The organism is Marinobacter sp. (genome assembly GCF_048266785.1).
Classification (GTDB): Bacteria; Pseudomonadota; Gammaproteobacteria; order Pseudomonadales; family Oleiphilaceae; genus Marinobacter.
The window spans coordinates 1-18,672 of the sequence record NZ_JBLWYX010000033.1 but is presented as its reverse complement, the minus strand read 5'-3'; the positions used below and the strand labels follow the sequence as shown (position 1 = coordinate 18,672).

Below are 18,672 nucleotides of genomic sequence, written 5' to 3'. Positions count from 1 at the left end.
AGACACTCCTGGGGGGGCCGGCGTACCGGCTGAGACTCCGCATGCTGTGCGGTAACCCTTCGAACCTGATCCGGGTAATGCCGGCGAAGGGAAGGAAAACGCCCGCTGTAGTCATGCCTGTGTGTCTTTTTCTTCCTTCGCGACTGTCCCGGTGCCAAACCACTTCTGGTGATTGCGTTATCCGCCTGCAGAGCAAGGAAGACAAGCGATGTTAAGCTCCTCTACCGCACTTGTGTGGCTGGTTTTATTTGCTGCTCTGTTTGCCATACCCGGCATGATGTACGCCCGCCACAAGCAGGATAAGCTGGACGACTTTCTGGTCGCCCGCAACAGCCAGAGCAGCTCCGCCACTCTAATAACGCTGCTGGCCACCACTCTGGGAACCTGGATTCTGTTTGGCCCGGCGCAGGCCGCAACCTGGGGCGGCATCGGCGCTGTTACCGGTTACGCCCTGGGTGCACTGGCACCACGCCTGATTATGATTCCCTTGGGCAATCGCATTCGCACACTCATGCCCGAGGGCCATACCCTCACCGAATTTGTACTCGGCCGCTACGGCCGGGTGATGTACGGTTTCGTACTGGTCATCATGATTTTCTACCTGTTTATCAGCCTGACGGCGGGCCTGACCGCCATCGCGAAAATGGTCTCCCTTCTGGCGCCGGTACCACTATGGCTTACCGCCAGTATTGTGATGGCTTCCACCCTGCTCTACACCCTTTACGGTGGGCTGCGTGTGACCATCTTTACCGACCGGGTGCAGATGCTCGTCATTCTGCCCTTTCTGGTTCTGCTGATCGCCTTCGGCTGGCAAGCTACCGGTGGCCTGGCCCCGGCACTGCAGGGATTGCAGGCAAAAGCGCCCCACCTGCTGGACCCGTTCGACATCAACGGTCTGAAATCCGGCCTCACTTTCTTTATCGCCGTGGTGCTGACCGGGCTGTTTTATCAGGGAACCTGGCAACGTATTTTTGCCGCGCGCGATAGCAAGGTAATTCGCAACGGATTTATTATTAGCGGCCTGCTCAGCTTTCCCATTATTTTCACCATGGGTTTGTTCGGGCTGGCTTTTGTGGGGCTGGGCTTGCCTGGGGACGGCTCGGTTGCGCTGTTCAGCGTGCTGCTGGCAGATGTACCACTGTGGTTTGCGATTGGCCTTTTGCCCTTCGGGCTGGCCCTGATTATGAGCAGCGCCGACTCCACCATCAGCGGACTGACCAGCATCATGGTGGTAGACCTGCGTCGGCTACTGCCGAAATTGAATAACCAAAACCTGCTGTCGTTGTCGCGCTGGCTGATTGTGCTGCTGTCGGTACCGGTGCTGTTCGTTGCTGCCCAGGGCTACAGCGTGCTCTACCTGTTTCTGCTGGCAGACTTGCTGTGTTGCGCCGCGGCCTTCCCGGTATTTTTTGGCTTCTACAACGCTCGCTATCAAAACTACAACGCCGCCCTCAGCACTTTGGCCGGCCTGGTCACCGGGCTTTCAGTGTTTCCTGCGCCGGGTGCTCCCACCACTTACCTGCTGGAATCCTTCCTGCTGGCATCATTGGTACCCATAGCCGTTTCGCTACTGCTCCTGTTGCTACCCAAAAGAAAGCTTTTCGATTTTTCCATATTGGCCCAGCGCGTGCGTAATCTGGAGGGATAAAAACAACCGCGGTGTTTTTATACAAAACAACAAGACCTTCCCGTTGCTCGTAATTGGGGCCATACTGATAATTCTGCGTGGTTGACATTGTAATCTCCTTTGATGCCAGCGCACGCATTAAACAGGGGTACATGTAATGAGCAAAGGACAAGACAAAAAAAAGGACACGAAAAAACAACCGCTTTTAACCGCAAAGGAAAAGAAAGCAGCCAAGAAATCAAAGAAGAATGAAACAAACGTTCTAGGGAATTAAGAGAAGCACAGGAGCGAAAAACGCCCCTCACGCAATTGCCTGGTGTCATTCAGGACGCTTCATTGCTGCACATTATTAACCAACTGAGCCCATACACATTGCGGATCTCGGGGATTATCGGCATTACAGTATGAATTAACCGCAATACGGGAAGCATTGTCAAACAAAGATCCCTATGACAACGTAGATGGCGATTCACGGATTGCTGCAGGAATGGCAAACCGGATATTTCTTTCACTTAGGCGGCATTTTTACTATGCGCCGCCCTGACAAAGCGAGGAAATTGCGATGAATAACGACATCATTGAAGGTAACTGGAAACAACTTAAAGGTAAGGTACGCGAGAATTGGGGCAAGCTAACAGACGACGATTTGGACGAAATCGCCGGCCGCCGCGACCACTTTATTGGCAAAGTCCAAGAGAAGTACGGCATGAAGAAAGATGAAGCTGAAAAGGAATGGGAAAAGCTTTCCAACTTCTAGATTCTCGCAGCCGTCAAAGTAAAAAACCGGCGCCCGCATAACTGCGGGCGCCGGTTTTTTTTCAGCTGCACTTCAACTGACTGAAGGAAGGTTGCCCCCCAGCATGTTTTCAACCACAGCGGCATTGTAGAAGGCCTCAACCGTCTGGATTTTGTCGTCCCGGACACGAAACCAGAGTGCAAGCCGCACATCACCGATCGGTTCAAAGTTGGTCCGGTAATCCAGGATAGCGAACACGTGCTCTCCGTCGACACCGAGTTGACGGACAATCAAATCTTTCTGGATAGCCGCCATACCGAATTGGTAGGACATCATGTCGTCCCGGCTGAGGAACCGCATATTTGGCCCCACGTATTCAAACCCTTCGGCAACCAGCAAGGTCTTCGCCTCATCAAAACGCTGAGCATGAATATCTGCAATGAACTGCGCCACAAGGTGTTTCGGCTGCATGAATAAACTCCACTTCCAATCCAGGGATGATTTGAATGAGCGCAGCGAAAAGAACGTCGCCGTGCCTGCAGTTGTTGACGCCTGCATATGCGCTGATAATAAACGTTTATGACCAATTCGGCACAAGTTACCGGCGTTCACTGATACGACGATAACTCACGCAAAACACCAGGATGAATTCCAAACCTCGGGTACGTTATTGTGAGCACATTCCATCGAAGCAAAAAACATCAAACCAGGCCTGATCTCAAAGGCCTGCACCCGAGGAATCTGCACAAGCAGGGCTATGATCTCCCCTCGCTCGTGAAAAGTTACGCGCCACTGGCCCCACATTTGATAACAAACGCTCACGGCAACCTCTCCATCGCGTTCGCAGACCCACTGGCAGTAAAAGCTCTGAACGCCGCGTTATTGAAGCGATACTACAACATTAATGATTGGGATATTCCAGACGGTGCGCTTTGCCCACCCATCCCGGGCAGAGCCGACTATATCCATTACATAGCCGAGCTGCCTGGGCTTGGCGATTCTGCTACGAATCTGGCTAATACCGAGCCCAAAATCACCCTGCTCGATATAGGAACCGGGGCAAATGGAATATATCCGCTATTGGCCTGCCAAATATACGGTTGGCACTGTGTTGGCAGTGATATCAACCCGCAATCGCTCGAGAACGTAGCCTCGATTATCGCCAACAATCCCACACTGAAAGGCCGTTTTACGCTGCGTACCCAACACGATAAAAATCGAATTTTTGACGGGATCATCCAGGCCGGAGAATTCTTTGATGTCAGCGTATGCAACCCGCCCTTCCATGCTTCGCAAGATGAAGCACTGAAAGTCAACCAGCTTAAACTCACCAACCTTGCCCGCAATCGCGGTGAGCAAAAACCAATACCCAGATCTCCCACTCTGAATTTTGGCGGCCTCGAAGCAGAGCTTTGGTGCAAGGGTGGCGAACGACTGTTCCTTAAAAAATTAATAAAAGAAAGCCAGATGTTTTCAACTCAATGCCGCTGGTTTACGAGCCTGGTTTCGAAAACCGAGAACGTGAAGCCTGCGAAAAAAATGATTCGCAAGCTTGGCGCAATTGATATTCGTGAGATAGAAATGAAGCACGGAAACAAGATCACGAGAATATTGGCCTGGACATTTATCTGAATTTCACTCTGGCGCTACAGATCACCAGCCTCGATCCCTGAGGCATTTTTTGCACAGTTAATCGTGTTACGCATGCACCGATTTCAGGGGATGGTTACAGCGCGGTTTTAACAAAGCAGGAACTACTGGGCGTTGTTAGAGAGGAAAGCCGAAAGGTTAGCGATGTCGTCGTCGCTCAGGTTTCGGGCGTTGGGAATCATCAGGCTGGAGTTCGGCCCAACTTTCTCGCCCGCGCGGTAGGTTTTCAACCGCGACTGGATGTAGTCCGCATCGCGTCCGGCCAGAGACGGAAAGCTGGCCATACCCTTGGCGGTCGGCCCATGGCACTGGGCACAGTTGCTGGCGTAGAGGCTCTTGCCTACTGCCGTATCTGCCGCTTGGGCTTGGGCTTGGGTCAGGCCCAGAGTAAGAGTCATCGTAAACAGTACTGTTCGTCTCATAAAGTGTCCTTCAGATTCCGGTGGGTACGGCACTGCCCAAGGGCAGTGCCGTCAGTCAGGTGATTACTCAGCGGTAAAGCGCTGAATCTGGCCTTCATCAGTGGCGACGTAAAGCGCGCCATCCGGCCCCATCACCAGGCCACGGAAACGGGAAGATCCCATCGATAGCGGCATTTCGGTGATGTCCCCAATGGTTGGTCCATCGGCCGCCAGGTCAATCACGTTGATACGCTGGCCTAACGGTGTACCACCGAAACCGATCCCCATGAAGCTGACCACCAGGCGGCCGTTCCAGTCACCCCACTGCTCACCTTCCAGGAAGGCGGCACTGCTGATGCCCTGGGAGTAGCCGTTGTTATTCCACAGCGGCTTCATGGCATCCGGATACGTTTCAAGGTCGGTCATGGGCATGTAGGCCGCGCGCTCCTTCGGGTCCATTCCCTCATTCTGGTTGGGCTGGTAACCGCAGTAATTATCCGGGCAATCTCCCCGGCCTGCCATGTTCGGGCGCGGGTCCCAACCGCTGTTGCCACCTGGCACCAGGGCGTTTACTTCATCGGAATGCCAGGGGCCGTGTTCGGTGACGATCGGCTGGTGGCTTTCCGGGTGGAATGCGATGCCCTGAACATTGCGGTGACCGTAGGTAAAGATGCGCGGGTCGAAACCCTCCGGTGTGGCATCGGCATTGGCGGGGGCAGCATCGCCATTACCGTCAATGCGCAAAACCTTGGCACCCAGGTTGTCCCCAAACTGCGGCAGACTGCTGTTGTGGTTGTCGCCGGTGGTTACGTACAGGAAGCCATCATCCGGGCTGAAGCGAATACGCCCCCCGTTGTGGGCGCCGGCGTCACCGAATGGATGATCCGTGGGCGCCTGTTTGTAGGGAATGTCTGTCACGATGTCTGTGCGATCAGACACGGTGGCCAGGTCACCGCCCACATTCAGTCGCAACACCCGATTGGAAGCGGGGTTGTCGCCTACGCGATGCGCGGAATAGACGTAGATGGTACCGTTGTCCGCGAAATTTGGGTCCAGCGTGACGCCGTTCATGCCGGCCTGACCGGAGCAGAACAGATCGTCAGCGGTCATGGCATAGCCTTCGGAGCCGTTCATACCCAGCAGGTTATTCACCGTGCCATCGGGCAACTGAACCGAGAGGCCTTTGCACTTTTCAGTGAAGAACATGGTGCCGTCGGGCAGGAAGGCCAGATCCCAAGGGCTTTCCAGCCCGTCTACATACACAGCCTGGCTTACCTCAGGCGCTTTGGCCTGTAGGGCCAGCGGCAAACTCACCAGAACGACCGAGGCCGCCGCCACACTGAGTGAACGAAGGGATGATTTTTGACTCATGATGATTATCCTTTGCTTGTTGTTGTCGTTACATGTTGTTACGTCATGAGATGAGTGTAGATCTACTTTGAGAATGGTCAATTTTTAGTCAGCACGAAAAGGACGCGGCGACCTTAGGGAGTGGCTTCTTCAACAAGTTTTTGTACCACGTCGGTACCTACAACATGCATATTTCTTGCGGCAAGTTCACAAACAAGCCACCCTTCGCCACAGCCAATATCGAGGGCGGAACGTGGCAGACAGCTGAGAATGGCGTCGATGATGGCTTGATCCGTAATCTGCTTGCGGCTCTCAATCTGCCCCTCACGTACTGCAGCAGTCCACGGCAGGGCGTTTATACCCCATGACTCAACAATCTTTGCGTCGCTGAATAGCTCAGTATGCATCTGGCTTCCGGCTTGCTAACGCGTGCAACATGCGCGCCCTTGGAATGCTGCCGAAGGCGTAATGTAAAGGGCGCCGCCGTGCCTGCATTTGTATGGCCAACGCAGAGCTTTGAGGCAATTTTGGAGCCGCAATGCGATGGGAAAATTGCGGAAACAGTGGCTGGTTATGCATTATTTGTAGTGGCTCCAGAGCCTGAGAACTTTCACCACTCGCTTGTCCTCGAGCACTTGATAGGCCAGACGATGCTGAATATTAATACGTCGTGAATAGGCCCCCGCAAGATCACCAATGAGCTTTCCAGATGGGGGCGGCTTGCGGTAAGGATCTTCCGCGATCAGTGCCAGCAATTCCTGGGCTTTTGACTTGAGGCCGCTGGAGGACAACTTCTTTGCGTCTTTCTGGGCTTGCCTGGTGCCCCCTAGAGAATGGAGAATTACGACGATCTAAAAACAACCTAGACATCGGTCAATAGGCCTTTGAATTCGATTGAAAGTGGCATTATTTCCCCTTCAGGCTTTACAATGCTAAATCATAATGGCAATACCGGGTGCCAATCAGTTGATCAGATGCACACGCACCTGTGCGCGTCGATTGCGGCTCTCTGTCGGGGGATACCATGCCCAAGCAGCACCAAAGAACCCCGCGATGATAATTTTTTCTTTCGGCACGCCTGCCACGACAAGATAATCGTAGACCGCACGAGCGCGCGCTTCGGAAGTACCGCTCGGATCCATTTCGGTGGCATCAGCAAACCCACCTATCGACACCCGTACTCTTGGGATTTTTGTCTCCTTGAGATTCAATGCAACTGCATCAAGCTTTTTTTTATGGGCGTCTGTCAGCACGACAGCATTCTCAGCTCCTCCTACGTGGGCGGGAAAGCCATCTAGGATCGCATCGTAACGTTCTACACGACTAGGTTTCGGACCAGGCGTTGAGGCTTCTTTGTAGAACTTATCGAGCGCGACTAGAAACCCCGCTGTCGGTCCGTCGGAAACATCCTTAGTCTGATCAGGCAATATCAACTTGACGCCATTCTTGCGACCCTTTAAGCCCCAGCTAATCGCACCCAGTATTTCCATGGTTTCCGGAATGACGACCACTGATTCGAACATTTTTATCTGGCCAGGAAAGACGACGGGTTCATCATATAGATACGCGTTAGGATCGTTTTTCCCGCCCGGTTGGTTACGGGCACCTGAAGTGGTAGATTCAGGCACCCATATCCGCTTGGTATTATCCCAATCCGCACCATAAAACGGTTCAAAATCGTCTTTCGTGTTACCTCTACGACCAACTGTGAGAACGTCAATTTCTGTGCGGCTCTTTCCACTTACGGCCTGCAGAAAGGTGATTGTCTTGCCTCGGTAAGTAATGTCTGGCGAGAAAATAATAATGACAGCGGCGTAATTGGCAGGTTTGGCGGAGCGCAGTGACCAAATAATCACCCCTTTGCTCAGGACCTTGGAGCCAATTTTACCAGGGCCCAGCTTTGGTGTGTTGGTAGCGACAGTAGGTTTAGATGCGGCCGTACCTCCACCAGTGTACGACGCCCCCGGCTTCTGGCTACCGCTGTAGCCTCCCTGTGGTTTTTGCCAATCGCTATAGTTGTCCTGTTCGCTCATAGTCAAAGACTTCCTGTAACTTGACCACTTGGCCTCTACGTACTCTGTATCCGCACTCCAAATCTCTGTGAACTGGTCGGCAAGCGATCTCCAATCCCGTGTAGATGAGTCAAATCCACGCCTTCACGTTCAGCTCAAGGGATACGTAGGTAGCTTATCTGTGATGTTCCGCAAGTAAACCAGCTTGGTCGGTATCACAACTTCCCAGGGTGCTCCTACATACAATGCACCTACTGCGTGCTTGAGATTCTTGGCACTGACATCGTCATATGGTCTGTCGATTGTAATGAGCCAAGCAGTTGGATCTCCCGCCGCGGCTTGTTCCACCTTGACAATGCGATACGGCTCAAAGTTGATCAGTAATTCGCGATCCTTGTCATTATCAAGTGTGAGCATGTTGATCTGGTCAATTACAGGATCCCAATAGAAAGTGCTATCCCTCAACTTCAAGACATCACTGCTGTTTGTGGCTTCTATCAGACCCGGGCGATCCGTATAATCGCACTGTTTCGCTTCCTTTAATTCCTGAATCATGGAAACATATTCGTCATCGCCGGATACAGGCGGTATGCCGCTGGCACCCCAAATCTGTCCAGTCTTCAGGAACCAAGTAAAAAGACTTTCCATTCCATCGCGAATCGGCACTTGTACCCGCGCTGCGCCGGCCATCAGAAATTTATCGAACAGGGGATCTCCAGAATCCTCATCTATTAGTTCAGCCCACTTACATTTGCGTGACCACATGCTGTGATAAAAGAGGTAATTACAATACTCCCATTCGAAGACCTGTTCAAAGAACAGGATAATCGGCGCATCCTTTTCCAATTTAGCAAAATCGATTTCCGGATACCCGCAAGGTGCCACCGTTTCCATCATAGCTCCAATGCCATTGAAGTAGTTGCAAAGCAAAATGGCGATGACGTGGCGTTTGATTTCGTTTTTCTCGACCTCTCGGTTCAGAAAAGGATTTCTTCCATTAATCTGTATCAATGGTTCTTCTTTCTTAATTGATTCAAAAGCCTCCTGCTTGTTTTTGTAATCGTCCATCACAAGGTTATAAATCTTGACTCGCCACTTATCAAACGCTTCATCAGTTAACTTACACTTAATGCTTATCGTACCGCTCAATGATAATGCAACACTAGAATACCCTGCGACAGAAGCAGTGATCACTCCAGTTTCGCCATTCATGAGTACGTTGGTATTTCCTGTGCTCCAGTTATTCGTATTCTGAAGTCCTCCTGCAGGAGCAACATTAGCTAGCAAAGAGGTAGTGCCTACATTGACAGAAACAGACGCTTCATCTGCTCCTTTTTGTGCAGCTGGATCACCAACAAAACAGTTGATACTATAATCTAAACTTTCGGCCTTATATCCATCCGGAATTTGTTCCGACTTAAACTCGGCCGAAGAAAAGCCAGTAGTAACATAATCCTTAGGCTCAGTAAGATTTTGATGAAAAGCAATTTGAATGGCGGTGCGTTCATCTGGTGGTTCTATTGCTCCAGAAAGCCCTTGGTTATGCAGAATTTTCAGGTAGTTATCTCTACTGATACTGTCAAGCGTTATAGTAGATCTCTGCGGGGCAATGTGTTCGTTGTCTTTTTTATTCTTCAGTTCAAATAACTTTTTAAACGTAGCTGCCGGCTCCGGAACAATCACATCAAACATTAAGTGCTTTCCATGATTGAATACTTGAGCATGCGTGACTTTATTTACCCAGTAATAGACTCCGGCCCTGTGACTGGTGCCCGCCTCTGTATTGTCTATCGTGTGCTTGTTCCTTTCCTCAAGTTCATTAATGATTTTGCTGACCTGGAGCTTCCGGACCTTCTCCTGAATCTTGGTCACAGAGCGGTCGACGATCTCCTTCGCATAAGAACGAGCAATGCTCTCAGCCTGTGACTTGGAAAAATCGGCGGTGACATTTGCATGTGGTGTCACTGTAATGGCACTACCGTATTTCAGGGTAGAGGTTACGCCTGCATCGACCCCTACTTTCGATTCAATAGTGGACTTCACTTCTTCTTGAAGCGAGAATTTCTCAGAAACTTGGTGATCCCTTTCTTCGGAAGTGATGGTTTCTGTTTCCGTTTCGCTGGTCTCTTCCGTACGATATAGGTTGCGGTGGCGTCGCACCTTCTTCTCGCCTGCAAGGATGTTCTCGATGTAGGCAATGTCTCCTTCTTCATACCGAGCGAGCTCTTCCTTGATGATGAAGAGATCGGCAATGTAGGGAGTAATGCATACACAGTGGCCGTTTGGCTTCTGGCACGACTCGTCGCATTTGCATTCACAAGAATTCTTAGACCTGCTATCGGACACCGACGGAATGCGAGGCAACTCAACCCGCCCTTTTTGGCGGCAATTGAGGGTACACCTCCCTCGAAGGACTCTTGGGGGGAGGAGTATTGGTTGAGTCAGGATGACATTGAGCAGGGCGGCACTGGCATTTTCCCTCATCTGCGCTTTGCCATCCGTGATCAGGACGCAGAGTTCGAACAAGTAGCAAATCCGGATGAGCAATTGAAAATCCACGCAATAATTAATGCTGATGTTTCCCTCATAAATCGCGATCAACAGGTTGTCGGCATAAATGCTCCAATCATTCTTGAGATCGAACGGTTCAACGGGATTCAGCGATAAGATGAAATCTGCAAAGTCGGTCGTTTTGATAGGGCGTGCTTTGAAATTCAGCCAGTTGTATACCGCTCGGATTGTTGGTTGAAGATCAACTGGGTCTTCAACGAGTTTCTCAGCGCGGCTGTATTCTTCCAATAGAGCGGCCAACGAGTCGTTTGCAGCGTTTCTGCTGTTGATCTCAATAAGCCCCCTGGCCAGCGGCGAATAATCGTCGCCAGGATACAGAAGCAGTCCAATGAATTTTTTTTCTTCTTCAGAAAGTTTTTGAGATTGTCGAAGTTGCTGGTACCGAAATAGCTCTTCCATAGTTAGTCTCCTTTCAAATCGCTGAGTTTGAGTAGTGAAACATAACCACCTGTCTCTATAGCTCAGAGGCGGAGAAATCTATTTCTCAGGCAGGTACAAAGGCGTTTAGCCTGATGATCACTGAACCTCATGGAGAACAAAACTCTTGGTCCGCCCAACGCTGAGCACAGCGGCGACCTTGGAACAGCGACGAAGGAGCCATGGAAAGGGCGCCCGGCGGCCACCGGCCGCGTACTGCTACGACCGGTTATGTTTTTGATGCCAACAGGCACCCATCTAAAGTACTTAGGGCAGAACCCTGGCGACACTCTTAGCAGTATGGCCCACAAGGGGCTTTTTACGAGAAATGAGCTAAAGAATGAACAGCATGAGACAGGGACAGGCACGCCCTTGAGAAACTCTGACCTGCCGGAGGTATTCGCTCGTCTCGAATGGACGGAAAATGGCCGTTTGCCTGGGCCATTTAAACAAAATGCCGGAACCGGCGTTCGTGTCCATGCCCTTCTCACTGGTTACCTAACCGCTATCTAAAACCAGGCAACCGCATCGTTGATACGATCTAATCAGTGCATGTCCATTTTTCACTGGATTTTTCATTGCTGGTTAGGCATTTCTGGCGATACCCATGAGTACATCCAGCGCGCTACCGTCACTTTGCAGAGAAAAGGGAACCGATGTGGAACACTCAGCAAATCCAGCCTCTGTCAGTGCCGATTTAATCTGTTGCTCTGTAAATCCATATCCTTCATCTCGCTCTCCTTTGAGCCAATCCCACTGCACCAAGCAACCACCTTTGTTAAGCAGTTGTTTCAAAAGCATTAGCGCTTTTGCGTAATCGGGCACAAAGGCCAGTGCTGAGGAAGCCACGACAAGATCAAATTTTGGTGACAAGAGACTATTATCGTTGATCAGATTTTGGTCTAGTTCTGATGCGATTGTTGCAACATTTTTCAGGCGCTTATTTTCGAGTACTGAAATCATCTTTTGCGAAGGGTCAAGAGCTACCACTGAGCTTGCTGTGTTAGACAACCTTTCGGTAAGCAAGCCTGTGCCGCAACCAAAATCAAAAATGCGACACCCCTCTAGCTCCACAGTATTTTTCAAGGCAAGGTAGGCATTATCGGCATAAGCAATGACGGCTTCATTGCTATCCCACCCAGCTGCGTATTCATCCCAACTTTCACTCATTCTAGAAGATCCTCTCGCCTATCTAATTTTTGCCTAACAAGGCTGTAGAAAAACCCTTTACGGAGCCTGATCCACAGCCGCTTTGTTGTTTTTCATCATCTGCGATTAACTGGCGCCAGTTTGTGAATGTTGTGCACCAGGCAATACAATTGCCACCGACCCTGCACCTTCTTTTTGCTCCGTAGGCTAAAGCGGTTCAGACCTTTGTTACCGCCGATGTTGCCGAACACGGGTTCCACCACTGACATGCGGTGGCTGCAGATTTCTTTGCCTTGCTGGCTATCCACCCGGTGCTTCACCCAGTCGGTATAGGTCGGGGCTCGCCTGATTTCCAGGGTATAAGAGACCTGCCGCCCTCTGTCTTTGCGGTGATTCGCCGGGCTGGAGCTGTTCCTGATAGTTGATGACGACCATGGCATCCTGGTCGTAGTTGTAGTGCTTGAAACGAGGCATGCCGACGGCTCCTTGTCTGTTTGCTCAATGCTACCAAAACCGGACTCGTTTGGGGTTTTACTACAGCCTCAACGCCTGGCTCACGCGCCGGTTTGGAGCCGCCAAGCGGCGGAAAATCGGCCGCTTGGCAGCCGATTGTTATGTTCTCCACGACATGCTAGATTGTGTATAGAATCAGTAGATCATACACATAGGTGCATCATGAGAACAAACATCGTCATTGACGACCAGTTAATGGCCGAAGCCCTCAAAGCCTCCGGTTACGAAACCAAAAAAGAGGCCGTTGAGCAAGGCCTGAAACTTCTGGTCCAGCTTAGCAAACAGCAGGAAATTCGGAAGTTGCGTGGCAAGATCAAGTGGGAAGGCGACTTGGACGAAATGCGGAGTGGCCGATGATCCTGGTAGATACCAGCGTCTGGGTCGACTATTTCAATGGGGTCGAAAACCCGCAAACTGATCTGCTGGATGCCTCGATAGTTCAAGGTTCAGTTGCTATCGGCGACCTCATATTTCTGGAAATCCTGCAAGGCATCCGCAACGACAAACACTATCGCCAAACCAAGCAAAGCCTGCTCGCACTGGATCAGCATGAAATGTTTGGCAAAGAAATGGCAGCTAAGTGCGCCGACAACTATCGGGCGCTACGTAAAAAAGGCATCACGATCAGAAAAACCGCCGACGTGATAATCGCTACGTTCTGCATAGAAAAACAGCTACCCCTGCTGTTTTTGGATCGCGACTTTCTCCCTTTTGTCGATCACCTTGGACTTGAGCCTGCCCTGCGAAAAACATAACGCCGAGGTAACCGGCACGGGAGCGCCAGCGGAGAGAACCAAAAGCAGAAGGTTTTTGGTGTCCGGTTGACTGACTGGTTGTACCTGACCCAGCACACAGTCAATTTCCGGCCCCGCGGCCTTTCTGCCCCGATGTCATCTTGGTGGCAAGCGGACGGGACGCCAATGCCAGGGACCCACTAGGACGCATGATATGCCACAGCGACACCTATCGAGAAATGGCAAGGCTGATCAAGGCGGCCGACTTCGTGACACTGTGCCAATGACGAAAGCAAATAAACAGCTATATTTAAGATTCTAATAACACCAAACGGCTGCATAGCAGCCTTGGTCACTGAAAGGGATCGCCATGTTGCCCCGTCTTTTCATATTCGCATTGTCGCTTTTCGTTTCTTCTTTTGCAGCTGCGCAGGATTCAGCAACCTCGCGGTTAGATGTCGCTCAGTCGCAGGGCAAGTTACGGGTGTGCACTCCCGGCGATTACAAGCCGTTCAGCCTGCATCGCCCCGACGGTGGCTACGAAGGCCTTGATATCGATCTGGTGCAGGCGGCAGCCAAAGCGTTGGGCGTCGAAGCACAGTTCGTCAAATCATCGTGGCCCACCCTCATGACAGACTTCATCGAGAAGTGTGATGTGGCTGTCGGCGGAATATCGGTGACCGTCGACCGTCAAAAGACCGCGTTCTTCTCGTCACCTTACATGGTCAATGGCAAGGCACCGATCACAAAATGTGAGAACGTCGAACGGTTTCAAACCGTGGCCGACATCGACCAGTCAAACGTGACAGTGATTGAGAACCCAGGCGGCAGCAATGAGCGGTTCGCACGGGCAAACTTCAAGCAGGCCAAGATCGTTATCTTTAATGACAATACGACCATTTTCGATGAAATTCTAAAGGGCAATGCGGACGTAATGATTTCCGAATCGGTTGAGACAATCGTTCAGGAGAAGTTGCGCCCCGGATTGTGTGCAGTCAACCCTGATAAGCCTCTGCAGTATGGAGAAATGGCGTGGTTGCTGCCCCGGGGTGATGTGGTCTTCAAGGCCTGGATTGACCAGTGGCTTCACCTTGCCAAAACAACGGGTGAGTACGACAGAATCGTCGATCCGTGGCTTCGATAGGCGGGAGTGTCTAGTCGCCGGCGCTTGCTCTGATCTGCCAAGTCCCGGCGGGTGTCCCGCCAGAACATGAAGAGAGGAATGCACATGAAGAAAGCAAAGAACGAACTACCGACTCGTCTCGAAGCGGGCGGTGTCTGCTTTCAGGGCCAGGATTGGGGCGATATTAACGTCTCTCGCGTCCGGTTCCCTGCGGGTGCAGACGCCACCCCGCTGCTCGAGGGGTTACCGAACAATCTGTGCCAGTGCCCGCACTGGGGAACCGTGGTCAAAGGATCCATTCATGTGACCTATGCAGACGGCACTGAAGAGACGGTAAACGCCGGCGAGGTTTACTACTGGCCGCCCGGACACACGGTCAGAGTTGACGAGGATTACGAGGCAATTGAGTTCAGCCCAAGCGACCAAATGGGCGAACTTATGAATCACCTTGAAGCGAAACTGAAAGGCTGAATGGTGCGTGCCTCTTGACGTGGAGAGTCATATCAACGCCGTGGCTTTGCGGCGTGCCGGAGCGCTAGCTCAGGCGCGTCCGACAACAGCCGTTGGCCAAATGCTTGAATGCGCATTGGCGTGCGCATAAACTAAGGCCGTGCATTAAACAGCCACCTGGAGGCTCTGATGGCCGAACTCTACAATGCAGCCGCACCCAAAAAAGCAGCTAACCTCTCAATCAATAGCGATCTACTGCGCAAGACTCGGGAGCTCAACATCAACCTGTCTGCTACTCTGGAGCGAGCCCTGAAAGAAGAACTTTCCAAACGCGAAGCAGCACAATGGGTTGAAGAAAATCACGCTGCGATAAAAAGTTACAACGATTTTGTCGAACAACATGGATGCTTCGGCGACGAATTCAGGGAGTTTTAATGTCACAGTTCGATGTGTACCCCAACCCGAGCAAAGTTAGCAAAGCTCATTATCCCTACCTTGTCGATATTCAGAGCAGCCTCCTGAGCGAATTGGCAACTCGAATCGTCATCCCTTTGGGCAAACGCTCCGCCTTTGGTGGCGTATCCATGCAAGGACTCACGCCGGAAATCAGCTTTGCCGACCAAGAGCTTTTACTGCTAACCCCGCAAATTTCGTCTGTGCCAGAACAGCATCTCAAAAACCCGGTTGGTTCCCTCTCGCATTTCAGAGACCAGATTGTCGGAGCTCTGGACCTTGCTGTCATCGGCATTTAACGCTGTGCTCAACGGCGACCTTGTAATGAAGGCGAAGCCGCAATGAAAAGGGCGTCCGGTGGAGGCCCGTAGGGCCGGAACGAACTGGAGCTAATTGTTAGGCTTTTACGTCCCACTGCTCTCGTCGTAACCGGTAAAGTACATGCGGCCGCAACAGGCTATCCTCGGGTAAACTGGGATGCTCAAACTCGCCACTGTACTTCATGCCGATGCGCTCCATGACACGACGCGACCGCCGATTGCCAACTGTGGTAAAGGAGATAATCTCCGGTAACTCCAGCCGTTGAAACGCAACATTTAGTGAACCAAATGCAGCCTCTGATGTATAGCCTTTCCCCCAGTGGGCTGACGATAAACGCCAACCAATCTCGACACACGGAGAAAAAGGCAACGTTGCTGTGGGTACGTGTAGCCCACAAAAACCAATAAAGGGCTCGACACCCTTAACCTCTACTGCCCAGAACCCCCAACCGCGCTGCTCAATGAGCGAGCGAATTTTGTCCGCCATCTCATTACTTGCCTGACGACCCAGCGGTTCGGGAAAGAACTCCATAACCTGTGGGTCAGCGTTAAGAGCAGCGAACGGCTCGAAATCGCTTTCTCGCCATTGCCGCAAACGCAGCCGCTCGCTCTCAAATTCTAATAACTCTGCCATAGCAGAATGTGCCTTGTTTCTGAAGCCTAACGCCTTGCTTTGCGACGTGCCGGAGCGCAGCGTAGGCGCGTCCGACAACAGCCACTGGTTAAGCTGCTTCGAAGTCCAGGCGATGAATACCGTCCAGATTGACTGTGCCGCGAGCCACCCAGAGGTCGTACATATCTTGCATCGCCAACCAGCTCTCAGGAGTACGTCCGAGAACCTTGGACAGCCGCAGAGACATTTCAGGGCTAATGCCACTGTCCCCTTTGAGCAGCCGAGACAAAGTGGAAGGTGAAACGCCCAAACTGGAAGCAAGCTGACGAGAGCTGATACCGAAAGGCTCCAGGTACACCTCCCGAATGAACTCGCCAGGATGCGGCGGATTATGCATATTCATTAGTGATAATCCTCGTAATCAAGAATGTAAGCGTTGCCGTCCTGAAATTCGAACGTCATGCGCCAGTTTCCGTTTACCCAAATCGACCACCGCCCTTTGTCTTTGCCCTTCAACGGATGAAACCGAAAACCAGGGATATCCATGTCTTCCACTGTAGTGGCAGTATCTAGAGCAGCAAGCTGCACACGCAGCTTCTTGGCGTGATCAGACTGTATGCCAGCCATACTGCCTGTTGAGTAGAACCGCTTCAGTCCTTTGTGACGGAATGATTTAATCATGAGGGAACTATAGCACGTTGCGCACCACGCAACAATAGAGCTTAACGCAAAAATTCAGCGGCGGCCTTTACGTAGCGAAGCGGAGAAAAGCGGCGATTTTCAACCCAGTTGTCCAAATAGCTGCACCTAAGCAGCTAATTTATTAAGCTCAACTTCCTGCAGTTTTCCAGGGTTGAGCGATACCGGTCCAGTGACTTCCCAGTTCCGTATGTTTCCTGACCAGCGCTGTGGATTCCGGCGCTTTGCTCTTTCATAAACCCGTTTTCGAAGTGCCAAGCGCTGGTTGTCAACGCCCCGATGCCGAGCTGCCGGTGTCACGAAGTTGATGCCACTGTGCAGGTGCCGTTCGTTGTAGGCATGCTCGAACGCCAGCATCCAGTCGCGCACCGCCGTGAGCGATTTAAAGCCTTTTGAGGGCCACTCCGGGCAGTATTTGACGGTCCGGAACAACGACTCCGAGTAAGGATTGTCGTTGCTGACTCTCGGCCTGCTGTGAGACATCAACATGCCCAGATCGGCCAGCCGGGCCTTGAGCGTGTACGATGTCATCGGCGCTCCGTTGTCCGAATGCACCACCGGTGGGTTGTTGATACAGCCTTCACGGAGCAGCGCTTTGCGCAGCACGATTTCACTATTGGCGGCGCTTTCTGCATCGAAGACTTCGGCACCCACGATCTTGCGGCTGTAGACATCGAGCATAAAATACAGATAAAAGAACTGGCCCCGAACCATAGACTTTAAGTAAGTCACGTCCCAGCACCAGACCTGATTCGGTCTGGTCGCCTCGTGCCGGCGTGGCGGGCCCACTCGTCCGGATGATCGTGTGCCCCGGCGATGGTTCTCGTTGTGTTCGGTCAGAACGCGATAAAACGACGATTCTGAGGCGATGTACCAGCCATGGTCATCCAGCAACAGCGGCACGACCTGAGACGGTGGCAGACTGGCGTAATCGGACTGGTGGCAAACGGCCAGGATCATGACTTTCTCCAGAGCGGTCAGTGCATGAGACGGCTTGTGTTTGGGGGCGTTTGGCCGGCCATCCTCATCACCGGTTTTCCAGCGGCGATAGGTGTTGGTACCAATGCCCAGCTCGGCACAAGCGCTTTTCAGGCGCGCGCCATCCGCACGCGCCTTATCAACCAGCTCTATAGCATGCTGGCGATCTCGGGTGCTGGTCAGTCGTCCTCGTCCCCCCAGATCGCCTGGGCCTTTTTTCGCAGGGTCAGCAAGGCGGCCGTTTCAGCCAAGGCGGCATTTTTACGCTTCAGTTCACGTTCAAGTTGTCGGGTGCGTTTTTGCTCATGCTTGACCGCTTCACGAGAGCGTTTTTCGACCTTTTCATCACGATCGTTGGCCGTTTCACAGCTTTGACGCCAGCGATGTATTTGTTCAGGGTAAACACCCCGTTTGCGGCAATATTCACTCAATTCGGACTCGCTCAGCGCGGCGGTCTCAAGTACGGCATTGAACTTATCGCGGGAGCTCCAGCCTTCCGGATCTGAGCCATGATCTGGCAGCAACTGTCCGTTTTTTCGGGCTTCGTTTCGCCAGTTGTACAAGGTGGCATCGGAAATACCTTCTTCCTCCGCCACTACGGCAACCGGCCGGTTATTCGGTGGCAGTAGCTTGCGTATAATGGCGTCGCGGCGTTCCGGTGAATATTTCATGAAAACCTCTGTCTCTCGCCCCACTTTATTGAGAGAGTCTAACATCGGGTGGGGTTCCAACTACCCTGACAGAGGGGGAACCTGCCACCGAACAAAGTGAATCTGAAAAATGTTGGTGCCCGGGAACAGGTTCGCCTGGCGTTTGCCAACCAGGATGTTCTGCAAAACATCAACTTCGACCTGGCCATCATCGAGTGTTATCACC

The 18,672-nt window shown here is 51.9% G+C and carries 20 protein-coding genes, 2 pseudogenes and 1 riboswitch; of the genes and pseudogenes, 9 read left to right on the top strand and 13 right to left on the bottom strand.

Features of this window, described 5'->3' with window-relative positions; all coding sequences use genetic code 11:
• Positions 1-109: riboswitch (TPP riboswitch) on the top strand.
• A gap of 99 nt (positions 110-208) precedes the next feature.
• Both ACN0V1_RS20890 and ACN0V1_RS20885 read left to right on the top strand, forming a co-directional pair.
• Positions 209-1,648, top strand: coding sequence for a sodium:solute symporter family protein (locus ACN0V1_RS20890; RefSeq protein ID WP_417546793.1), 1,440 nt, complete (start codon positions 209-211; stop codon positions 1,646-1,648).
• A 541-nt stretch (positions 1,649-2,189) separates the two neighbouring features.
• Positions 2,190-2,384: a CsbD family protein gene (locus ACN0V1_RS20885; protein ID WP_144777405.1), complete on the top strand. Its 195-nt coding sequence runs from the start codon at positions 2,190-2,192 to the stop codon at positions 2,382-2,384.
• A gap of 72 nt (positions 2,385-2,456) precedes the next feature.
• On the opposite strand, the gene ACN0V1_RS20880 is transcribed toward ACN0V1_RS20885, so the two are convergent.
• Positions 2,457-2,834, bottom strand: coding sequence for a nuclear transport factor 2 family protein (locus tag ACN0V1_RS20880; protein WP_291945533.1), 378 nt, complete (start codon positions 2,832-2,834; stop codon positions 2,457-2,459).
• Between the two features lie 201 nt (positions 2,835-3,035).
• On the opposite strand from ACN0V1_RS20880, the gene rlmF reads away from it, so the two are divergent.
• Positions 3,036-3,995, top strand: a complete 960-nt coding sequence (gene rlmF / locus ACN0V1_RS20875; protein WP_417546792.1) for a 23S rRNA (adenine(1618)-N(6))-methyltransferase RlmF — start codon at positions 3,036-3,038, stop codon at positions 3,993-3,995.
• A 122-nt stretch (positions 3,996-4,117) separates the two neighbouring features.
• On the opposite strand, the gene ACN0V1_RS20870 is transcribed toward rlmF, so the two are convergent.
• From ACN0V1_RS20870 to ACN0V1_RS20835, 8 genes and pseudogenes are all read right to left on the bottom strand, one after another.
• Complete coding sequence (locus tag ACN0V1_RS20870) at positions 4,118-4,435, bottom strand: c-type cytochrome (protein WP_417546791.1); 318 nt, start codon at positions 4,433-4,435, stop codon at positions 4,118-4,120.
• A gap of 63 nt (positions 4,436-4,498) precedes the next feature.
• Positions 4,499-5,785 (bottom strand): PQQ-dependent sugar dehydrogenase, encoded by a 1,287-nt coding sequence (locus ACN0V1_RS20865; protein WP_417546790.1) that lies wholly within the window; start codon positions 5,783-5,785, stop codon positions 4,499-4,501.
• Between the two features lie 113 nt (positions 5,786-5,898).
• Positions 5,899-6,171: a methyltransferase domain-containing protein gene (locus ACN0V1_RS20860; RefSeq protein WP_417546789.1), complete on the bottom strand. Its 273-nt coding sequence runs from the start codon at positions 6,169-6,171 to the stop codon at positions 5,899-5,901.
• A gap of 171 nt (positions 6,172-6,342) precedes the next feature.
• Positions 6,343-6,606 carry a Txe/YoeB family addiction module toxin gene (locus ACN0V1_RS20855; protein ID WP_417546794.1) on the bottom strand — a complete coding sequence of 88 codons (264 nt, stop codon included), beginning with the start codon at positions 6,604-6,606 and terminating at the stop codon, positions 6,343-6,345.
• Positions 6,607-6,726: 120 nt separating this feature from the next.
• Entirely contained in the window at positions 6,727-7,797 is a 1,071-nt protein-coding gene (locus ACN0V1_RS20850) for an OmpA family protein (RefSeq protein ID WP_417546788.1), read from the bottom strand.
• 129 nt (positions 7,798-7,926) lie between these two features.
• Entirely contained in the window at positions 7,927-10,746 is a 2,820-nt protein-coding gene (locus ACN0V1_RS20845) for a hypothetical protein (protein ID WP_417546787.1), read from the bottom strand.
• A gap of 603 nt (positions 10,747-11,349) precedes the next feature.
• Positions 11,350-11,934: a class I SAM-dependent methyltransferase gene (locus tag ACN0V1_RS20840; RefSeq protein ID WP_417546786.1), complete on the bottom strand. Its 585-nt coding sequence runs from the start codon at positions 11,932-11,934 to the stop codon at positions 11,350-11,352.
• Between the two features lie 95 nt (positions 11,935-12,029).
• A pseudogene (locus ACN0V1_RS20835) lies at positions 12,030-12,311 on the bottom strand (transposase); the annotation flags it as partial.
• Between the two features lie 277 nt (positions 12,312-12,588).
• Here ACN0V1_RS20835 and ACN0V1_RS20830 point away from each other — a divergent pair.
• From ACN0V1_RS20830 to ACN0V1_RS20805, 6 genes are all read left to right on the top strand, one after another.
• Positions 12,589-12,783 carry a type II toxin-antitoxin system VapB family antitoxin gene (locus tag ACN0V1_RS20830; RefSeq protein WP_417546785.1) on the top strand — a complete coding sequence of 65 codons (195 nt, stop codon included), beginning with the start codon at positions 12,589-12,591 and terminating at the stop codon, positions 12,781-12,783.
• Positions 12,780-13,181, top strand: a complete 402-nt coding sequence (locus ACN0V1_RS20825; RefSeq protein ID WP_417546784.1) for a PIN domain nuclease — start codon at positions 12,780-12,782, stop codon at positions 13,179-13,181. The genes ACN0V1_RS20830 and ACN0V1_RS20825 overlap by 4 nt, the downstream gene beginning before the upstream one ends.
• 349 nt (positions 13,182-13,530) lie before the next feature.
• On the top strand, positions 13,531-14,304 hold the full coding sequence (locus tag ACN0V1_RS20820; RefSeq protein WP_417546783.1) for a transporter substrate-binding domain-containing protein: 774 nt from the start codon (positions 13,531-13,533) through the stop codon (positions 14,302-14,304).
• Between the two features lie 84 nt (positions 14,305-14,388).
• Entirely contained in the window at positions 14,389-14,754 is a 366-nt protein-coding gene (locus tag ACN0V1_RS20815; RefSeq protein WP_071267911.1) for a cupin domain-containing protein, read from the top strand.
• Between the two features lie 168 nt (positions 14,755-14,922).
• Positions 14,923-15,168 (top strand): type II toxin-antitoxin system CcdA family antitoxin, encoded by a 246-nt coding sequence (locus tag ACN0V1_RS20810; protein WP_417546782.1) that lies wholly within the window; start codon positions 14,923-14,925, stop codon positions 15,166-15,168.
• Positions 15,168-15,485, top strand: a complete 318-nt coding sequence (locus ACN0V1_RS20805; protein ID WP_417546781.1) for a CcdB family protein — start codon at positions 15,168-15,170, stop codon at positions 15,483-15,485. Before ACN0V1_RS20810 ends, ACN0V1_RS20805 begins: the two co-directional genes overlap by 1 nt.
• A 97-nt stretch (positions 15,486-15,582) precedes the next feature.
• Here the strand turns inward: ACN0V1_RS20805 and ACN0V1_RS20800 are convergent, their stop codons facing one another.
• The 4 genes and pseudogenes from ACN0V1_RS20800 to ACN0V1_RS20785 form a co-directional block, all read right to left on the bottom strand.
• Positions 15,583-16,140: a GNAT family N-acetyltransferase gene (locus ACN0V1_RS20800; protein WP_417546780.1), complete on the bottom strand. Its 558-nt coding sequence runs from the start codon at positions 16,138-16,140 to the stop codon at positions 15,583-15,585.
• 88 nt (positions 16,141-16,228) lie between these two features.
• Positions 16,229-16,522, bottom strand: a complete 294-nt coding sequence (locus ACN0V1_RS20795) for a HigA family addiction module antitoxin (protein ID WP_339752367.1) — start codon at positions 16,520-16,522, stop codon at positions 16,229-16,231.
• A complete protein-coding gene (locus tag ACN0V1_RS20790) occupies positions 16,522-16,800 on the bottom strand; it encodes a type II toxin-antitoxin system RelE/ParE family toxin (protein WP_417546779.1) in 279 nt (92 codons plus the stop codon). The genes ACN0V1_RS20795 and ACN0V1_RS20790 overlap by 1 nt, the downstream gene beginning before the upstream one ends.
• Before the next feature lie 126 nt (positions 16,801-16,926).
• Positions 16,927-18,467, bottom strand: a pseudogene (locus tag ACN0V1_RS20785) (IS3 family transposase).
• Between the last annotated feature and the right edge of the window lie 205 nt (positions 18,468-18,672).